An 18080-nucleotide genomic window follows, 5' to 3' on the forward strand; every position below is an offset into this window, starting at 1 on the left:
TGAAGTGACCTTCAATATCCACCGGCGGCCCATTTGACCACTCCTATTGCAGGATTGCCCGGTGGCCAGGCTTGAACCATTGGCCCTGGCCAGCCAGCCACGAGCACAGGTATTACGAGGACTCCGTCCTCGGACGCTGCCTCGTTCTACTCGACAGCTGCTACGGGAGGGCGAGGGCCAACCTTATGTGTGATGAATTTCCCGATCCCTGGTTTCCGGCAGGAAGAAAGTACCCGGAATGGCCGTCATCACGGCGATGACGATGGGGTACCACAGCCCGTAGTAGATATCACCTGTCGCCGCGATGATCGCGGCGAGGGAGCCGTAAAGGTAGAAGTCGTACCACTCGAACACCGTGCCCAGGGACGAGGCGAAAATGACCTTGCGCTCCTCCCTGGTGATCCCGTGGTGGAGGTTGCATTGTCGATTGCGGCCATGTTCTGCGTCTTGCGCTTGTTGTAGGCCGGAGTACCTCGCTACCATTACCGCACCCAGGCCTTCACCTCATCCCTCATCAGCAGCCGGTGGTAACAGCATGATCAATGTCACCGAAGTCTCCATTGCCGAACTGCGTGCTGCGCTCGAATCAGGCCGAACAACGGCAGTTGAGCTGGTCCAGGCCTATCTCGCCAGGATCGATGCCTATGACGGACCCGACACGCCCACTGCCCTCAACGCGGTGGTGGTTCGAAATCCCGATGCGCTCAAGGAGGCGCAAGCGTCCGATGCCCGTCGGGCCAAGGGCCAGACGCTGGGTCCGCTCGATGGCATCCCCTATACGGCCAAGGACAGTTATCTGGTGAAGGGGCTCACCGCAGCCTCTGGAAGTCCCGCATTCGCCAACCTGATTGCTTATCGCGATGCGTTCACCATCGAACGGCTTCGCGCCGCTGGAGCGATCTGCCTGGGCAAGACCAATATGCCGCCCATGGCGAACGGCGGCATGCAGCGCGGGGTATACGGCCGTGCGGAGAGCCCATACAACGCCGACTATCTCACTGCCCCCTTCGCATCGGGCTCATCGAACGGCGCAGGGACTGCAACCGCCGCCAGCTTCGCGGCATTCGGCCTCGCTGAAGAAACCTGGTCGAGCGGACGCGGGCCTGCGTCGAACAATGGCCTGTGTGCCTATACGCCTTCGCGCGGGGTGATCTCGGTGCGCGGCAACTGGCCGTTGACGCCAACCATGGACGTTGTCGTGCCGTTTGCCAGAACAATGGCGGACCTGCTCGAGGTGCTCGACGTGGTGGTGGCGGATGATCCCGACACACGGGGCGATCTATGGCGGATGCAACCCTGGGTGCCGATCCCGAGTGTCGCCTCGGTGCGCCCCGCCTCCTATGGGTCGCTTGCCGCGAATACCGATGCGCTCGCTGGAAAGCGCTTTGGCGTTCCCCGTATGTACATCAACGCGGATCCCGCAGCGGGCACGAGCGAGGCGCCTGGTATCGGTGGTCCGACGGGGCAGCGAATCAACACCCGCCCCTCGGTGATCGGACTCTGGGAAGAGGCTCGCCAGGCACTCGAAACCGCGGGTGCCGAAGTGCTCGAGGTGGATTTCCCGATGGTCTCCAATTGCGAGGGTGATCGTCCTGGTGCGCCGACGGTGTTTACTCGGGGCCTGGTGTCCAAAGAATTCCTTCATCATGAGTTGTGGGATCTGACGGCCTGGGCGTTCGATGACTTTCTTCGGGCCAACGGCGATCCGAAACTGAACCGTCTGGTCGATGTCGACGGACCGCTGATTTTCCCGCACGACCCGGGGACTCTGCCCAACCGCGAGGGGGACCTTGTCGCTGGCATGGACGAGTATGTGCGGATGGCCGAGCGCGGCATTACACCGTGGGACGAGATCGCCACGGTTCCTGACGGGCTACGGGGGCTTGAACAGACCCGTCGAATCGATCTTGAGGACTGGATGGATCGGCTGGGGCTCGATGCGGTGATATTCCCGACGGTAGCCGACGTTGCGCCGGCAAATGCCGATGTCGATCCGAAGTCTGCGGATATCGCGTGGAGTAATGGCATCTGGGTCGCCAACGGCAATCTCGCGATCCGGCACCTGGGGGTTCCCACGGTCACTGTGCCGATGGGAGTAATGCCGGACATCGGCATGCCCGTCGGGCTGACATTCGCGGGTCGTGCCTATGACGATTCGACGCTGCTTCGCCTGGCTTCGGCGTTTGAGTCGAGCGGGACGAAGCGATTGATCCCCCCTCGAACCCCACCCTTGCCCGGCGGCAAACAATAGAAATGGCGGGATTGGGGTGATACAAGCGCCAATCCCGGCCACTGACAGCAAGCAATCTGCCCTGATCAAGACCAGCGCGAGGGTGCGCAGACTCAACAATGGCGTTTATTTGACGAGTCGCGTTTCCTTGGAAGGTCTGTAGCCGAAATACGAGCTATAGCACTTGCTGAAATGACTGGGCGACACAAAACCACAGGCCACCAGCACGTCCACTTGGGAGAGCTCTGTGTGCTGAAGGAGTCGACGTGCCTCGGTGATTCGCAGCTCCATGTAATACCGTTGCGGCGTTGTACCCAGCTGCTCCTTGAACAAGCGCTCGAGTTGTCGCCGTGAACGGCCGGCGTAGACCGCCAGCTGCTCCAGCTCCAGCGGTTCTTCAAGGTTGGCATCCATCAGCTTGACCACCTCGCGCAAGGGCGCGCTCACACAGACATTTTCAGCCGGTTTGATGCGCCGGTAGCGAGACTCCTCGAACGCCAGAATGTCCTCGATACCCTCGACCAGCGCTTTATCGTGCAGCCCTTTGATCCAGTCCAGCGCCATATGGAATGCCCCCGAGGGACTGGACGCCGTAAGCCGGTCTCGATCGATGACATAGGGCTCACTGGTGACATGCGTCGCCTTGGAGATTTCCGCGAGCGCGGGACGATGTTCCGGGTGAATGGCGCAACGATATCCGTCCAGCAAGCCTGCGCTGCCCAGGAACCATGCGCCATTCCACAACCCGGCGAGACTGACACCCTGGTCTGCCGCCGCTCGCAACAGGCTGATGAACTCATCAGTTGCCTTGAGTTCTGTCCTGTAGCCGCCGCAAACGACCAGCAGATCCAGGTTGTGAATGGCTGAAGAATCGAGACGTGCGTCTGGCCGGATGACCAGGCCCAGATCGCTGACGACCTCCCCGTCACTCAGGCCGAACGTTCGGGAAGAGAACAACCCGGGTCGTAGAAGATTCGTGGTGACAATCGTATCCAGTGCCTGGGTAAACGCAGGCAGCGAGAAATGCTCGAGCAGCAGGAAGCCTACTCGAGTCATTTGAGCAGGCTGGCCAGGTTTTTCATTCAGATAGCGGAGGTTTTTCCCCTTCATGCCTCCGCTGAATTGACGTCGTTCGATCAATGTTTGACCCACTCGGATACGTTAACCAACCTGTCGCTTGGTGCGCGGATAAAGCGTCATGCTAACTGCAGAAGCTCAAAAAGCCCTAGCACCATTATGCGACTGATCAGGCAAGCCTCAAACTGGAGATGGTTGGGTTCAACGAAGCGTCGATGACGACACGGTTGACAATGCCGGTGCTGGCCATCGGGGTGAAAAATCCTTCGGCAACAATGAAGCACTGGTGATGCGCAATACTGCGCACAAGGTCACCGAAATGGTGATTCCGGGGGCAGGACATTGGCTGATGGAAGAAGCGCCAACGCAGACTATTCGAGCGATTCGCGACTTCATTGAGCAGTGACGTCGCTTGGTTTAGCCGCGCGCATATTCTGTAGCAGCTGGCGAAGCCTGCGTCCGGCTGCGCAGCAGTCGTGAAACCTCAGTACACGATTTTCCTGAAACACTGCATTGCCTGATTCACGACTGCTTTGCAGCCGGACGCAGCCTTCGGCAGCTGCTACCTGGTACAAGTTGCGGCTTGACTGAGCGGCATCAGCCCAACAGATGTTTTGAGATAAGTTTCGAAATCTCGACCATCGAAGTCTTCCCGGTGAATTCAAATTTCACTTTGCCCAGTGCCGAAAAATAGATTTCCAGTTCAGAGTCCAGATCGAAGGTGCCCGAGGTTTCCACGGAGTAGGCGACGATGTTTTTGTAAGGTAGCGAAGTGAAGTCTTTTTTGCTGCCGGTGATGCCTTGTACGTTGACCGCGATAATTCGTTTATCGGTAAACACGACGCCGTCGCGCATGGATTTATAGGCGTCGATGACTTGCTCGCCATCCAGCAGCAGCGCGGTGACTCGCTCTGCATACTCGTTGTTTTGCTTGAGTTTGAAAAAACCTTTGTTATTGAAATCGATCATCCGCCCTTCCCCTTCCTTAACGAGTATTCCCTGGATTACCAACGCGTGGCGCAGCGAGCATACCATCGGCGCCTGCGCTTTTTGCAGCCCCATTGCGAGTCAGGCGATGGTCACTGGAAAGCGAAGTAGCCGTTCAACACGTTCCAATGCTTCCTTCCACGCCGGGCCAAAAGCCTTGCTAGCGCTATTCGTCCACGGTGATGCCCGATCCCCCTGATTCCTTGGGGACATCCTTCAGCTTGGGCAATCCATCTTTGATCCGCAGCATGGTCTCCTGATAGTGGACGTGAACGCCTGGCGAGTACGCGAGATCCGGAATGACCGCGGCATACACGTCGATGAGCCCCATCCCCGGGTGTTCGGTGAAGAGGTGCCCGCCGCAAGTCTTGCACCACTTGCGGTAACTCTGCGGTGTTTTGTTGTAGGTGGCGATGTTGTCGGCCCCCCGAGTCACTTGCACCGCCTCGGGTTTCCACAGCGTGAAGGCATTGACCGGCCCTGCTGACCAATGCCGACACGACTCGCAATGGCAATAACCCATCGCGGCCGGCTCGCCGCTGACTGTGAACTCGACTGCGCCGCAAAAACAACTGCCCTTGTAAGACCGTTCAATGCTCATGGCATGACTCCTTGATCAATTGCCAGGCGATACCGCCGGAGATGGAATGGATCGCCTGAATGTTTGCCTGCCTTCACTCGTCGATGTAGCGCACCGTTGTCGCCGGTGTGCGCCGCACCTGCAATTCGAAAATGTCAGGGCGCGCGTAGTGCCCGGTGACATCGAGTGCCCGCCGCGCTGGCGCCACGAGTGAGACGTCGATGTCCGCATACAGAATGCCTGCCTCTCGGTGTAATGGACCGGCGACGAGTCGGCCTTGAGGATTGACCACCACCGAGTCGCCGTCGTTGATCCATTCGTCCGGATCGGGAAACAGTTGCGTACGAGCCGGGAAGTCGTCGGGGATATCGCTGCCGCGCAGCGAGGTACCGCTGCCGAGCACCCAACAGCGGCCTTCGAGTGCAATGTGACGCATCGTGCTGATCCAGCCATCGCCCGTGTCATACGTGGGGGCGACATAGATTTCCACCCCTTGGGCATACAGTGAATAGCGTGCCAGCGGCATGTAGTTTTCCCAGCAGATCAGCGCACCAACGCGACCGACCGGTGTATCGACCGTACGTAACCCGCTTGCATCACCGAAGCCATGCACCATGCGCTCGGGATTCGTTGGCATCAGCTTGCGGTGTCGGTTGAGCACTTCGCCGTTCGCGCCGATAACGACTACGCTGTTGTAGAGCGTGCCGCCGCCATTGCGCCGGTCGCATTCATTGATGCCGCACACGATCGTCACGGCGTGATCCCTGGCGGCCTCGCACAATGGGCTCAGGTCACCGTTGGCGATATCGACGGCGTTGGCCAATAGCCGCGTGTGCAGCTGGCCCATTACAGCCCCGTCCCTTCCCGCCGCCAGCCGCCAGATCCACGACGGGTAACCGGGAATGTACGATTCGGGCAAAACGATCAGCGAGGCTCCCGCCGCCGCTGCCTCGGCGACCGATTGCACGGCCCGGGCGATCGTCGCGCTGCGATCGAGCAGCACCGGCGGGCGCTGAATAATGGCTACCTTGGTCATGGCGTTCTCCTTCGGCGGTTGGCTTTCGATGGCTTCAGCGTGCGCGTGACGAAGTGGCGGGGCTAGTTCAGAATCTGAAGCGTTGTAATTGCGGAGCCCAGGCAATGGTCGAAAACTACGGTCAGTTCTGCACGGTCGCGCGCGGTGCTGAAGCACTGTGCGAGCGTTGGACGCCTTTAGTCGTGCGCGAGCTGTTGTGCGGCAGTAAGCGCTTCAATGAACTGCGCCGCGGCGTACCACGGATGTCCACCAGCCTGCTGGCACAGCGGCTGCGCCATCTGGAAGATATCGGTGTCGTGCATCGCACCGCCGCAGGCAAAGTCTGGGAGTACAGCCTGACCGAGGCGGGCGAGGAGTTGCGCCCCATCATCATGGCGCTGGGTCATTGGGGCGCGCGCTGGATCGGCAGTCGCCTTCGCGATGACGAACTCGACGCAGGTTTGCTGATGTGGGACGTGCGCCGGTTCGCGCGCGTCGAGACGTTCCCGTCCCGACCGGTGGTCATCCACTTCAGGTTTCGCGACGCGCGGCCCGGTGAGCAACAGTGGTGGCTCGTGGTTGAACAGGGTGTGGCAGACCTGTGTCGCGACGACCCCGGACGCGAACTGACGCTTGTCGTGGACTCCAGCGTGCGCGCGTTGACCGAGGTGTGGACGGGCGACCGCACACCGCGGGAGGTTCTTCAGTCGCGAGAACTGCGTGTAGACGGCGCAGTGCAGGATGCGGAAAACTTGTGGCGCTGGCTTGGCACGAGCGCGTTCGCCGGTACCCGCAGCGCTGCACGCTAGCCCTGGCAGCTGCCATCGCCAAACGTGAACCCGGACGCGAAAGACCGATCCGGGGCCTTTTCGATGGTTCGCCACCGGCAGAAATCGCCCAGGAGCGGAAACGGAAACGGCGCAAGTCGAGACCTGCGCCGTGCAAAGAGATCGAGAGTTCTGCGTATGAAAAGCTGCTTTCCTCCCGATGAAGACACAGCAAAGCGAAGGAACAAATACAGACTCAGTCGTGGGCTTTGCTTAAGCGCGTGAATAGCTCTGCGGGCGTGTCCTTACCGTTGGATTGATAGACTTTTTTCATGTAGTTGTAGGTTTCGGCCTCGGAAAGAAAACCATAGTGGTCGACGTCGCTTACTTCTCCAACACCAACAGTGGTTCACCTTTTTTTACAACATAGGTGGCCAACTCTGATGCATTGCCCTGACCGATATTCTTCGCGACATGCGCGACGCCAGCGGGGATAAACAATGAATCACCCGCTTTAAGCGTGACCGGTGCCCGCCCCTCGAGCTGATACTCAAACGTGCCCTCGAGCACGTAGGCAACTTCCTCGCCTGGATGAGAATGCTTGGGAGAAGACACACCTGGATCGATATCGACTCGTGCCTGGATAACCTCGTGCCCGGCGGCGTGCAGATCCTGACGCAGTAGATCCGTGCGATGGATACCGGTCTGCCAGCTTTTTGCCGGCTGCGACTCATGGTTAGCCTCAGTGAGCGGCTTCACCTCTTGAGCGTGAACGTAGCCAGCCATTGAGGCGAGTACCGCAGTGGTGGCCAGGAAAAGATTGCATCGCATGATCATGCCCTTTCAAAGTAGTGGATGTGGAAGCCCTACTTTGTTCGCAACATGTACTGACGATGTGTCGCAATGGCGGAGTTTTTAAAGCACGTGTGTACGCAGCCCGGATAGATACACGAACATACAAAAAACCAGGTACAGACCGCTGACGCAGCAACGGCTCGAAGAGCTGGCCACATCAGGCTGGGCAAAGGGCATAGTGAAACCTGCGCTGCGTGGTTGAAAGACGCGGCTGACATGGCGAGCTAACGGCGCGCCAACTCATGCTTGATGCAGCCCTCATAGTAGGCTTGCTTGACGCTGGCAGGTTTCATGCGGGAACTGCTGTTATAGGTTTGCTCGGTGATGCCCATCGCCATCATTCGCATCCAGGGCTGAGTGAACTTGCGGGCCTGGAGCTTTCGCCGCGCGCCGTACAGGCTCATCCCGGAAAGCTTCGTTTCCTGGGCAGCGCCAGCGATTCCAGAACCCCAACTGCAGACGAACCGGTCATTTTTACTCAACTCCTTTGCCTGTGCCGAAATCGCGGCGCCAGCCAAGACGCATGTTGCCAGGGTCAATACAAAAATTCGCATGCCGCCACGCCTAACCTGCTGAAAAGAAAGCAAGTTTGACAACAAGCCCGAGGCGAAGGGGCCAGCAATATGCCTGCTTTTTTGTCGCTCTGCCCTGGCAAATTTCGTCCTACACCAACACCGTCAACCAGGCCAACGGGGGCTGTGTAGGACCTGAAAGTCCTTGGCTCACCTGGAACACTATGCCGATCTCGGCGCGCATCCGCACGATGCGAGAACAGGTTCAACGCCGCCATGCCCATGATGCGAAGCTGTCAAAACTGTAATCGCGAGCTCAGCGTTCTGAAAGGCACCGCCCATTAGCATCCTCATCGAGCCCACTGCTCAGCCTCTTCCCTCCTCCCAGGATGGGGCTGAGCACTTCAACAATGAGGATTCAAACGATGAAATCTACAAAAGTTCTGTTGCTGACGCTCAGCCTGGCGATCTCGTCGATGGCGTCCGCGGAAAACGGCAGCGATCGCGTGTTCGAGCGGATGATGAAGTCACGTGATGTAGCAATGGAGGCCAGCAGGAAGGCCGATAAAACCCTGCCGGCCCAGCAAATCGCGCAAGAAAAAGAGCATTCCGACACCTCACATTGCTGAGAGTCCAAGGCTTTCCAGGCCTACGGGATTGTAATCACCCGATTGGCTTGGGGCACCTTCCCTACCCGACTGACCGGGAACACATCGGCATGCAATCCAAATCTTCTAGACGAACCTTTGTGAAGGGGCTGACCGCGAGCGCAATCCTTGGCGGCCTCGGGCTATGGCGCAGCCCTGTCTGGGCTATCACAAGCCCTGGAGAATCGCATGTTCTGGCGGGTACGGAGTTCGACCTGTGCATTGGCGAAACCCCCGTCAACATAACGGGCAACCCCAGGACCGCGATGACCATCAACGGCACAATTCCCGGGCCACTTCTGCGCTGGCGTGAAGGCGACACGGTCACCCTGCGCGTGAAGAACAAACTCAAGGACTCCACCTCCATTCATTGGCATGGCATTTTGCTGCCTGCGAACATGGATGGCGTACCGGGCCTCAGCTTTCACGGCATCGACCCCGATGGCTTGTACGTCTATCAATTCAAGGTCCGGCAAAACGGCACTTACTGGTACCACAGTCATTCGGGCTTTCAGGAACAGTCAGGTGTCTACGGGCCATTGGTGATCGATGCGAAGGAACCGGAGCCTTTCCAGTACGACCGCGATTATGTAGTGATGCTCACTGACTGGACGGACGAAGATCCGGTCGGCCTGATGAAGAAGCTCAAAAAGCAGTCGGATTACTACAACTACAACAAGCGGACAGTGGCTGATTTCATCCACGATGTCGGCGAGAAAGGTTGGGGTTCAACGGTCGCTGATCGGAAGATGTGGGCCGAGATGAAGATGAATCCGACCGATCTTGCCGATGTCAGTGGTGCTACTTACACCTACTTGATGAACGGCCAGGCACCTAACATGAACTGGACCGGTGTGTTCCGACCAGGCGAGAAGATTCGTCTGCGTTTTATCAACGGCTCCTCCATGACCTACTTCGATGTCCGCATTCCGGGTCTGAAAATGACGGTGGTCGCCGCTGATGGCCTACACGTCAGACCGGTGAGTATCGACGAATTGCGCATCGCGGTCGCGGAGACGTTCGACGTGATCGTCGAGCCGACTCAAGAGGCTTACACCTTGTTCGCCCAAGCGATGGACAGAACCGGGTATGCGCGAGGCACCCTCGCGGTGAAAGCCGGTTTGTCTGCGCCTGTGCCCGCAATGGACGCCAGACCCTTGCTCACCATGGATGACATGGGCATGGGCGAGATGGACCATGGTGGCATGGCTGGCATGGGGCATGACTCGAAGCGGGCCATGGACCACAGCAACATGGCCATGGCAGGCATGAGCGACATGCAGGCTCATCCAGATTCTGAAAAAGACAATCCGTTGGTGGACATGCAGGCGATGAGCACTTCGCCAAAACTGGACGACCCGGGTATCGGACTCAGAAATAACGGCCGTCGGGTTTTGACCTATTCAGATCTGCGCAGCACTTTCGAGGACCCGGACGGACGCGAGCCAGGCCGGACCATCGAGCTGCATCTCACAGGACACATGGAGAAGTTCGCCTGGTCCTTCAATGGCGTGAAATTCTCGGATGCCGAGCCGCTGCGACTGAAGTACGCAGAGCGGGTCAGAGTCGTGTTGGTCAACGACACCATGATGACTCACCCTATCCACCTGCATGGTATGTGGAGCGACCTCGAAGACGAGAACGGCCAGTTCATGGTCCGCAAGCACACGATCGATATGCCGCCGGGATCAAAACGCAGCTATCGGGTAACCGCCGATGCGCTCGGACGCTGGGCCTATCACTGCCATCTCCTGTACCACATGGAAATGGGCATGTTCCGTGAAGTTCGTGTGCAAGAGTGAGGAACTACCCATGAGCAGAATATTTTACCCCCCCGGTCTTTCCCGGGTGATCGTTACCGCAGGCCTGATGCTTGGACAGTTTTCATCGGCAATGGCAGATACCGCTGACATGCAGGGCATGGACCACAGCCAGATGCAGGGTATGGATCACAGCCAAATGAACGGCATGAATGAGCAACAGCTGCAGCCTGCTGTTACGCAAAGCCGCACGCCTGTGCCGGCTTTGACGGATGCCGATAGAGCAGCCGTTTATGTCAGCGCTGCTGGCCATACCGTTCACGACAACGCGCTCAACGCTTTCTTTCTGGCCGACCAGCTGGAGTGGCAGGACACTGATGCCGGCAGCGCTTTAGCCTGGGATCTGAGCGGATGGGTCGGCGGTGATAGTGATCGCCTGTGGATACGCTCCGAAGGTGAGCGCACCCAGGGCAAGACAGAAGACGCGGAAGTCCAGGCGCTATGGGGGCACGCGATAAGCCCTTGGTGGGATCTGGTGGGTGGTGTTCGCCAGGACTTCAAACCGGGCGATCCGCAAACCTGGGCGGCGTTCGGCGTGCAAGGTTTAGCGCTTTACAACTTCGAAGCCGAGGCCACCGTCTTCATCGGCGAAGGCGGACAGACCGCAGGACGTCTTGAAGGCGACTACGACATCTTGCTGACCAATCGACTCATTCTCCAGCCAACGGCCGGGCTCAACTTCTATGGCAAGAATGATCCGCAACGGGGGATCGGCTCCGGGCTGGCGGACAGCGAGGCAGGCGTCAGGCTTCGATATGAACTCCGTAGGGAATTGGCGCCCTACGTTGGAGTCACGTGGCATCAGACTTACGGCAAGACGGCCGATTATGCCAATGACGAGGGTGAAGATCGCAGCGAAGCGCGTCTGGTACTCGGCGTGCGCATGTGGTTCTGAGCGCGCAGCCGAAACCACTCCACCCGGGCCCGTAGCGGGCACCCAGGGACTGCCCCCTGCCCCCGCTTCCTGGAACGGCGCCTGGACGTGCAAAGGGCGCACCTGGCAGTCGACGCTTCGTGGGCCCGACCACTCGTCGCCAAGGCGTAGGGGTACCCTTGACTCCGATTGGCTTCTGCGCGACTATTATTTCAATCGCATGCGACATAATCGAATGCGACCAATAATACTAACCTATCGCAACTTTTGAGGATCCATCCCATGAGCAAGATCGAAAAAGTCCTGGCCTCCGGCAAGACTCACACTACGCTCAGCAGCGCTGGCAACACTTCGCGAGGCCATAACGGCAGCCTCGACATCGAGCTCTCGTCGCCTGGAAACGCGAAACCGGCGCATGTATTCGCCGCCACCCAACCGCACCCACACGCCGAACAACTGTTCGCGGGGGCATGGTCGGCCTGTTACATCGCCGCAGTCGGGGTCGCGGCCAAGGAGATGAACGTAACGCTTCCACCCGATCTGTCCGTCGACATCGAGGTCGATCTGGGCCAGACCGGTCCGGCCTATTTCATCCAGGCCCGGTTCGATGTCCGCCTACCAGGCGTGGCACACGATGTCGCGACCGCGATAGCGCACAAAGCGCACGAAATCTGCCCGTACTCGAAAGCGACCCGAGGCAACATCGACGTGGCCGTGAACGTCCTCACTGCGTGATGCACCGTGCGGCTTTGACATCAATTGGCATCTTCGACGCAACATATATGTCGCATGCGATAAAAGCGCATGCGACAACTACCCTGGCGACACTTTGAGGAATCATCCATGAGCAAGATCGAAAAAGTCCTGGCCTCCGGCAAGACTCACACCACCTACAGCGACACTGGCATCACTTCGCGTGGTCACAACGGCAGCCTCGACATCCAGCTCTCGTCGCCCGGAAGCGCGAAACCGGCGCACGTGTTCGCCGCCACCCAGCCGCACCCACACGCCGAACAGCTGTTTGCGGGGGCATGGTCGGCCTGCTACACCGCCGCCGTCGGGCTCGTGGCCAATGACATGAATGTGGTGCTGCCGTCTGATCTGTCCGTCGACATCGAAGTCGATGTGGGTCAGACCGGTCCGGACTACTTCCTCCAGGCTCGGTTGACTCTCCGCGTGCCGGGCCTGGCGCACGACGTCGCGACGACGCTGGCGCACACCGCAGACCAAATCTGCCCGTACTCAAAGGCGACCCGAGGCAACATCGACGTGGCCCTCAACGTAATCACGGCGTGATGCAGCGCGCGACCGGTTCGACTTTGCCATGCTCGTCGAACCGGTCGCAGTACACACCGAACCGGTGGCGAGGGGGCTTGCCCCCGCAGGGTCGCGAAGCGGCCCTAAACGCTACCACCGAGTTCTATCAGGTATGCCGCGCATACCGGTTTTACGACTGCTTCGCCCGAGCGCGGACCGGCCGATCGGGGGCAAGCCCCCTCGCCACAGGTATTTGGCAGGCCTTGAGAAATGTGTAGATACCTATACCACGGGGCCGAAGCTGGCAGTTAGCGCTATTCCGACACAATCGCATACGATGTATATTTCACCTTTGCGAGACATCAGTCTTCGGCCAAAGAGGATGCACATGAAATCCATCGACAAGACGCTCCCCGCGGACCTGAAGCTGTCCGACTTCCTGTGTTTTGCGGTCTATTCCACCAACCTCGCCTTCGGCAAGGCCTACAAGCCGATACTCGAGCAGCTTGGGCTTACCTATACGCAATACATCACCATCGTTGCGCTATGGGAGGAAGACAATCAGACCGTCGGCAGCTTGGGCGCAAAGTTGTTTCTCGAGTCGAACACGCTCACGCCGATCCTGAAAAAACTCGAGGCGATGGGCTTTGTGCAGAGGCTGCGCGATCCCGAGGACGAGCGCCAGGTGCGGATCAGCCTGACGAAGAACGGTCGACAGCTGCGCGAAGGACGCCCGGAAATGGGCCTCTCCGACGCGACGGGCCTGACGCCGGACGAGTTCACACAAATGCAGAAGGCGGTCGCGAAGCTGCGCAACAATCTCATCCAGTGGGGGAAAGCCGGGGAATGAGCACTTACCGGCCGCACCGGCGAACCTTGCAATGCTCATGTCAAATTCCGAGCTGGGTCGCTCTGCCAGTCAGCGCCGATTTGGCGCCAATTATCCAGTTCCCGAAAGGGTTCGCCATAGCACGATTCAATTTCTGTTTACGCCCGCCTGATACTACTTTGATTTTATAACGCCATCAGAGCATTCAGCCATGAGGGAACGAGTCATGCGTATAAGAGGGAGCGAATATTGGGCCTGGGCCGATCACCAGCTACCCGACAAATCTCATCAAGAGAGTCTGAGCGACGGTGTCGAAATGGATGTTCTGGCTCGACTCTCACGCTCGGGCGCGACCCAACTCTTTATCGGGGTATACGCGCAAAGCGGGGCCATTGTCGCAGAGGAGTTTTACCCGCTGATGCATGATGAAACGGTTAACAGCGCTCTGGCATGGGGTGCTCAACGAGCTCGAGCGATAGCGACAGGCGCTCAGGCTCCGACCCGGTATTCGTTCAAGCCCCATGCGGGAGGCGGCTCCATCGATAGCTCGCCGGGCTAATACGAGAATGAATCAACCACCCGTTTGACCTTTTTGAGCGCTTCCTCGAGCGCGGCCAGCGATACCGATCCTAGCGCCAGGCGGATCGCATGGGGGACATGGGCGGACGTCGCAAACGGTTCGGCAGTCGATACCGAAATCCGCTCGCGCATAAGCGCCGCCGCTATCTGGTCGGCTCGAACCTCTTCCCCCAAAGGTAGCCAGACAAAATAGGAGGAGTGGTGGCTGATGCAGGGGAGTCCCGAGAGGGCTGCATTGGCGATTGATTGACGAGCCCTGGCATCGCGACGCTTCTCTTCCTCCAGTCGTGTGACAGTGCCATCTTCAAGCCAGCCGCAGGCGATAGCCGTCATCACACCGGGTGTGTTCCAGGTGGTGGCCCTGATTATTCGCTCAATCGCGCTCACCCATCGAGTGGGAGCTGCCACAAATCCAACGCGAATCCCGGTGGCAATACTTTTGGAAAATCCTGAGACATACACGGTTGTTTCTGGCGCGAGTGCCGCCAATGGCGGGGATGGTTCCTCTGCCAAAAAGGCATAGGCCGCATCCTCGATAATGAGCAGACCGTACTCACGGGCTATCGCTACCATCCTCAGTCGCCACCGCAGGCTTGTCACCCATCCCAGCGGGTTGTGCAGTGTCGGCATCGTGTACACGGCACGTACTCGCCGACTCTTGCACAGCAGCTCCAGAGCATCCAGGTCGGGCTCATGGCCTGCCGAAGGAATGCCTGCCAGTTCGAGGTGGTGTGACTGCGCGAGCAGTTTGAATCCTGGATAGGTCAAGGCGTCGGTGGCCACGACGTCACCGGGGCGAAGCAGTGCCATGACCGTGGCTGCCAGCCCATGCTGTGCTCCACTGACGATCAACACTTGATCCTCGCACACGGCCAACCCGCGACATTCGAGATGGCGCGCCACCATGGCCCGCTCATGCGTGCGCCCGGCATGGGGTTGATAGCGCAGCATGGCTTCCATGTCGCCGGAAATCGCCAGTTGGCGCAATGCACCTCGTAGCAACTCGGCCTGGCCAGGCACAGAGGGGTAGTTAAAGTTGAGATCAAGGAGGCCTGAAGCAAGCGCATGCTGGTCGATGCCCAGCCCAAGAGGTAACGAGGTTTCCCGAACAAAGGTGCCTCGCCCGACTTCCCCGCTGACCAGCCCCATGGCCTCAAGCTCTGAGTAAACGCGGGTCGCCGTCACCAGGGCCAGCCCCTCCTTTGCCGCGAGTTCGCGGTGTGTCGGTAGCCGGGTGCCCGGCTGCAAACGCCCTGCCTGGATATCGGCAGCAAAGGCGTCGACCAACACTTTGTAGCGGGAGCGAGCCATGGACAATGTATCCATTACAATAATTTGATTGTACTGATTCTCAGCCTTAGCATCTTCCTGCGCAACTGATTCGCGTGGCCAGCACCCGAAGGTGATCCCGAGGCCATCGTCTTGAGCGGCGAATTGCAGCAGTCATCTTTCAACCCGATCTGCACAGGAAGGCGTCGACATGCACATCGCTATTTTGACCTTCGAAGGCTACAACGAACTCGATTCTCTCATTGCACTGGGTGTACTGAATCGCATCAAGAAGCCGGGCTGGCGCGTGTCGATTGCCAGCCCCACTGCCCGTGTTCGATCGATGAATGGGGTCGTCATCGAATCGCACGCAACGCTTCGAGAAGCGAGTGAAGCCGATGCGGTCATTGTTGGCAGCGGTTCGCAGACACGTGAGGTGGTCGCTGACGCCGCCCTGATGGCGCAGTTGCAGTTTGATCCAGCGCGCCAACTGTTGGCTGCACAGTGCTCTGGCACGCTTGTATTGGCAAAGCTGGGCCTGCTCGAAGGTGTTCCAGCCTGTACCGATCTGACAACCAGACCCTGGGTTCAGGCAGCGGGTGTGGACGTGCTTAACCAGGCTTTTTTTGCCAAAGGCAATGTGGCCACCGCCGGAGGCTGCCTTGCCTCGCAATACCTTGCCGCCTGGATTATTGCCCGCCTGGAAGGTGTCGAAGCAGCGGCAAGCGCGCTGCATTACGTCGCGCCGGTGGGGGAGAAAGATGACTACGTGTTACGTGGGATGCGGCATATCACGCCCTATCTGCCCATCGAATAAGTCTGGTCGGAACATCCGAGGAGATTCAACGTAGCGCTGCCAAATGAACCTGAGGTCCCACGCCCCGCAAGCAGGCATTCATGGGAGATGAGGCCTGCCCGGACAACGGCGCAATGCCACCTATACTACAAGCCACCTACCCCCCCGGGGGCCCTGCACTTGCGACAATAAAAAGCAGAGGTGGAAAATGGTCTGGCAGCAAATCTACGATCCCTTCGGTAACCCCGTGCTGTCGACCATCATGGCGGCGGTGCCGGTGGTGGTGATGCTGGCAGCCCTGGCGTTTTTCCATATCAAGGCGCATCTGGCGGCGCTGCTGGCGCTTACTTCGGCCTTGCTGATCGCGATCTTCGCCTTCGGCATGCCCGCGAACATGGCGGGCTCGGCCGCGCTGTACGGCGCCGCCAACGGCCTGCTGCCGATTGGCTGGATCGTGCTCAACATCATCTTCCTGCATCGGCTTACCACCGAGAACGGCTCGTTCAGGGTGCTGCAAGACTCCCTGACGCGCATCACCGACGATCGCCGTCTGCAATTGCTGCTGATTGCCTTCTGCTTCGGGGCCTTTTTCGAAGGGGCTGCCGGCTTCGGCACACCAGTAGCGGTAACCGGGGCCATTTTGATCGGTCTGGGCTTCTCGCCCCTGGCCGCGTCCGGCCTGGCGTTGATCGCCAATACCGCGCCCGTGGCTTTCGGCGCCCTGGGCACGCCCATCATCACCCTGGCCAAGGTGACCGGGCTGGATGAAATGGAGCTGTCGATGATGGTCGGCCGGCAATTGCCGTTCTTCTCGGTGATCGTGCCGTTCTGGTTGATCTGGGCCTTCGCCGGCTGGCGCAAGATGCTGGAAATCTGGCCGGCGATCCTGGTCACCGGCGTCAGCTTCGCCGTGCCGCAGTTCCTCGTGTCCAACTACCACGGGCCGATGCTGGTGGACGTGATCGCCGCGCTGATTTCCATGGCCTGCCTGACCGGTTTCCTCAGGGTCTGGAAGCCGGCCACCGTGCATACCTCCGCGGCCCTCTCCGGGCGAGTCGACGACTCGAAAATAGCCGAGGAGCATGACGAACAACCCGTGGCCAGCGCGACCTTTGCCAGCGATGCCAAGCCCGCGGTCATGCGCGCGTGGATGCCGTGGATCATCCTCACGGTCTTCGTCTTCGCCTGGGGCACCCAGAGCTTCAAAAACATGTTCGATACCCGCCCGGCAATAGATCCGCAAACCAGCTCGGCCAGGCTCGACCCTCAGGGCAAACCGATACGCGAAGCGAACCCGATCTTCGCCCCGACCCTGACCTTCACCACCATTCACCAGCAGATCGAGAAGGTTCCGCCCGTGGTGCCCGCGGCTAAAACCGAGGACGCGGTCTACAAGTTCACCTGGTTCACCAGCACCGGTAGCGGCATCCTGCTGGCGGCGATCCTTGGCGGATTGCTGATGGGGTATTCCATCCCGCAACTGATCCACCAATACCTGCGAACACTGTGGGTGGTGCGTTACTCGCTCATTACGATCGTGGCCATGCTCGCCCTCGGCTTCCTCACCCGCTATTCAGGCCTGGACGCCACCATGGGCCTGGCCTTCGCCGCAACCGGCATTTTCTACCCCTTGTTCGGCACCCTCCTCGGCTGGCTCGGCGTTGCCTTGACCGGCTCGGACACGGCCTCCAACGTACTGTTCGGCGGCCTGCAACGGGTGACCGCCGAGCAATTGGGGATCAGCCCGGTATTGATGGCCGCCGCCAACAGTTCCGGCGGGGTCATGGGCAAGATGGTCGACGCCCAGTCGATCGTGGTGGCATCCACCGCCACTCGCTGGTACGGCCATGAAGGGGAAATCCTGCGGTACGTGTTTTTCCACTCCATCATCCTGGCCATTCTGGTCGGTGGGCTGGTGACGTTGCAGGCGTATGTGGTGCCCTTCAGCCATATGGTGGTGGGCGGGCCTTGATCGGCTTGGAGTGG

At 59.3% G+C, this 18080-nt stretch carries 20 protein-coding genes; 12 read left to right on the forward strand and 8 right to left on the reverse strand.

What is annotated here, in order from left to right; genetic code table 11:
- Nucleotides 1–183: 183 nt before the first annotated feature.
- A complete protein-coding gene (locus AC3IUA_RS17970; RefSeq protein ID WP_489362383.1) occupies nt 184–402 on the reverse strand; it encodes a hypothetical protein in 219 nt (72 codons plus the stop codon).
- Between the two features lie 133 nt (nt 403–535).
- Here AC3IUA_RS17970 and AC3IUA_RS17975 point away from each other — a divergent pair, with 133 nt between their 5' ends.
- Nucleotides 536–2251, forward strand: a complete 1716-nt coding sequence (locus AC3IUA_RS17975) for an amidase (RefSeq protein ID WP_489355912.1) — start codon at nt 536–538, stop codon at nt 2249–2251.
- Between the two features lie 105 nt (nt 2252–2356).
- On the opposite strand, the gene AC3IUA_RS17980 is transcribed toward AC3IUA_RS17975, so the two are convergent.
- Nucleotides 2357–3370 carry a GlxA family transcriptional regulator gene (locus AC3IUA_RS17980; protein ID WP_489355914.1) on the reverse strand — a complete coding sequence of 338 codons (1014 nt, stop codon included), beginning with the start codon at nt 3368–3370 and terminating at the stop codon, nt 2357–2359.
- A gap of 223 nt (nt 3371–3593) precedes the next feature.
- Between AC3IUA_RS17980 and AC3IUA_RS17985 the strand changes: the two genes are divergently transcribed.
- Entirely contained in the window at nt 3594–3713 is a 120-nt protein-coding gene (locus AC3IUA_RS17985) for an alpha/beta fold hydrolase (RefSeq protein WP_489355916.1), read from the forward strand.
- A 191-nt stretch (nt 3714–3904) separates the two neighbouring features.
- Here the strand turns inward: AC3IUA_RS17985 and AC3IUA_RS17990 are convergent, their stop codons facing one another.
- From AC3IUA_RS17990 to AC3IUA_RS18000, 3 genes are all read right to left on the reverse strand, one after another.
- Nucleotides 3905–4276 (reverse strand): PH domain-containing protein, encoded by a 372-nt coding sequence (locus AC3IUA_RS17990; protein ID WP_489362384.1) that lies wholly within the window; start codon nt 4274–4276, stop codon nt 3905–3907.
- 184 nt (nt 4277–4460) lie between these two features.
- Nucleotides 4461–4895, reverse strand: a complete 435-nt coding sequence (locus AC3IUA_RS17995; protein WP_489355918.1) for a GFA family protein — start codon at nt 4893–4895, stop codon at nt 4461–4463.
- A gap of 73 nt (nt 4896–4968) precedes the next feature.
- On the reverse strand, nt 4969–5910 hold the full coding sequence (locus AC3IUA_RS18000) for a carbon-nitrogen hydrolase family protein (RefSeq protein WP_489355920.1): 942 nt from the start codon (nt 5908–5910) through the stop codon (nt 4969–4971).
- Nucleotides 5911–6014: 104 nt separating this feature from the next.
- Here AC3IUA_RS18000 and AC3IUA_RS18005 point away from each other — a divergent pair, with 104 nt between their 5' ends.
- Nucleotides 6015–6698 (forward strand): winged helix-turn-helix transcriptional regulator, encoded by a 684-nt coding sequence (locus AC3IUA_RS18005; protein WP_489355922.1) that lies wholly within the window; start codon nt 6015–6017, stop codon nt 6696–6698.
- A gap of 342 nt (nt 6699–7040) precedes the next feature.
- Here AC3IUA_RS18005 and AC3IUA_RS18010 read toward each other — a convergent pair whose 3' ends face one another.
- Complete coding sequence (locus AC3IUA_RS18010; RefSeq protein WP_489355923.1) at nt 7041–7487, reverse strand: cupin domain-containing protein; 447 nt, start codon at nt 7485–7487, stop codon at nt 7041–7043.
- Nucleotides 7488–7735: 248 nt separating this feature from the next.
- Nucleotides 7736–8065 (reverse strand): hypothetical protein, encoded by a 330-nt coding sequence (locus AC3IUA_RS18015; RefSeq protein ID WP_489362386.1) that lies wholly within the window; start codon nt 8063–8065, stop codon nt 7736–7738.
- Between the two features lie 383 nt (nt 8066–8448).
- Between AC3IUA_RS18015 and AC3IUA_RS18020 the strand changes: the two genes are divergently transcribed.
- From AC3IUA_RS18020 to AC3IUA_RS18050, 7 genes are all read left to right on the forward strand, one after another.
- Nucleotides 8449–8652 (forward strand): co-regulatory protein PtrA N-terminal domain-containing protein, encoded by a 204-nt coding sequence (locus tag AC3IUA_RS18020; protein ID WP_489355925.1) that lies wholly within the window; start codon nt 8449–8451, stop codon nt 8650–8652.
- A gap of 89 nt (nt 8653–8741) precedes the next feature.
- Entirely contained in the window at nt 8742–10472 is a 1731-nt protein-coding gene (locus AC3IUA_RS18025; RefSeq protein ID WP_489355927.1) for a copper resistance system multicopper oxidase, read from the forward strand.
- A 67-nt stretch (nt 10473–10539) separates the two neighbouring features.
- Nucleotides 10540–11385: a copper resistance protein B gene (locus AC3IUA_RS18030; RefSeq protein ID WP_489362387.1), complete on the forward strand. Its 846-nt coding sequence runs from the start codon at nt 10540–10542 to the stop codon at nt 11383–11385.
- 261 nt (nt 11386–11646) lie between these two features.
- Entirely contained in the window at nt 11647–12099 is a 453-nt protein-coding gene (locus AC3IUA_RS18035; protein ID WP_489355929.1) for an Ohr family peroxiredoxin, read from the forward strand.
- A gap of 108 nt (nt 12100–12207) precedes the next feature.
- Nucleotides 12208–12660 (forward strand): Ohr family peroxiredoxin, encoded by a 453-nt coding sequence (locus AC3IUA_RS18040; protein ID WP_489355931.1) that lies wholly within the window; start codon nt 12208–12210, stop codon nt 12658–12660.
- 349 nt (nt 12661–13009) lie between these two features.
- Complete coding sequence (locus tag AC3IUA_RS18045) at nt 13010–13471, forward strand: MarR family winged helix-turn-helix transcriptional regulator (RefSeq protein WP_489355933.1); 462 nt, start codon at nt 13010–13012, stop codon at nt 13469–13471.
- Between the two features lie 205 nt (nt 13472–13676).
- Nucleotides 13677–14009, forward strand: a complete 333-nt coding sequence (locus tag AC3IUA_RS18050; RefSeq protein ID WP_489355934.1) for a hypothetical protein — start codon at nt 13677–13679, stop codon at nt 14007–14009.
- On the opposite strand, the gene AC3IUA_RS18055 is transcribed toward AC3IUA_RS18050, so the two are convergent.
- A complete protein-coding gene (locus tag AC3IUA_RS18055) occupies nt 14006–15340 on the reverse strand; it encodes an aminotransferase-like domain-containing protein (RefSeq protein ID WP_489355936.1) in 1335 nt (444 codons plus the stop codon). The genes AC3IUA_RS18050 and AC3IUA_RS18055 overlap by 4 nt on opposite strands.
- Before the next feature lie 169 nt (nt 15341–15509).
- On the opposite strand from AC3IUA_RS18055, the gene AC3IUA_RS18060 reads away from it, so the two are divergent.
- Both AC3IUA_RS18060 and AC3IUA_RS18065 read left to right on the forward strand, forming a co-directional pair.
- Nucleotides 15510–16115 carry a DJ-1/PfpI family protein gene (locus tag AC3IUA_RS18060; RefSeq protein ID WP_489355938.1) on the forward strand — a complete coding sequence of 202 codons (606 nt, stop codon included), beginning with the start codon at nt 15510–15512 and terminating at the stop codon, nt 16113–16115.
- A 187-nt stretch (nt 16116–16302) separates the two neighbouring features.
- A complete protein-coding gene (locus AC3IUA_RS18065; RefSeq protein WP_489355940.1) occupies nt 16303–18066 on the forward strand; it encodes an L-lactate permease in 1764 nt (587 codons plus the stop codon).
- Nucleotides 18067–18080 lie beyond the last annotated feature (14 nt).

It is taken from the genome of Pseudomonas sp. KH_050 (genome assembly GCF_057838875.1).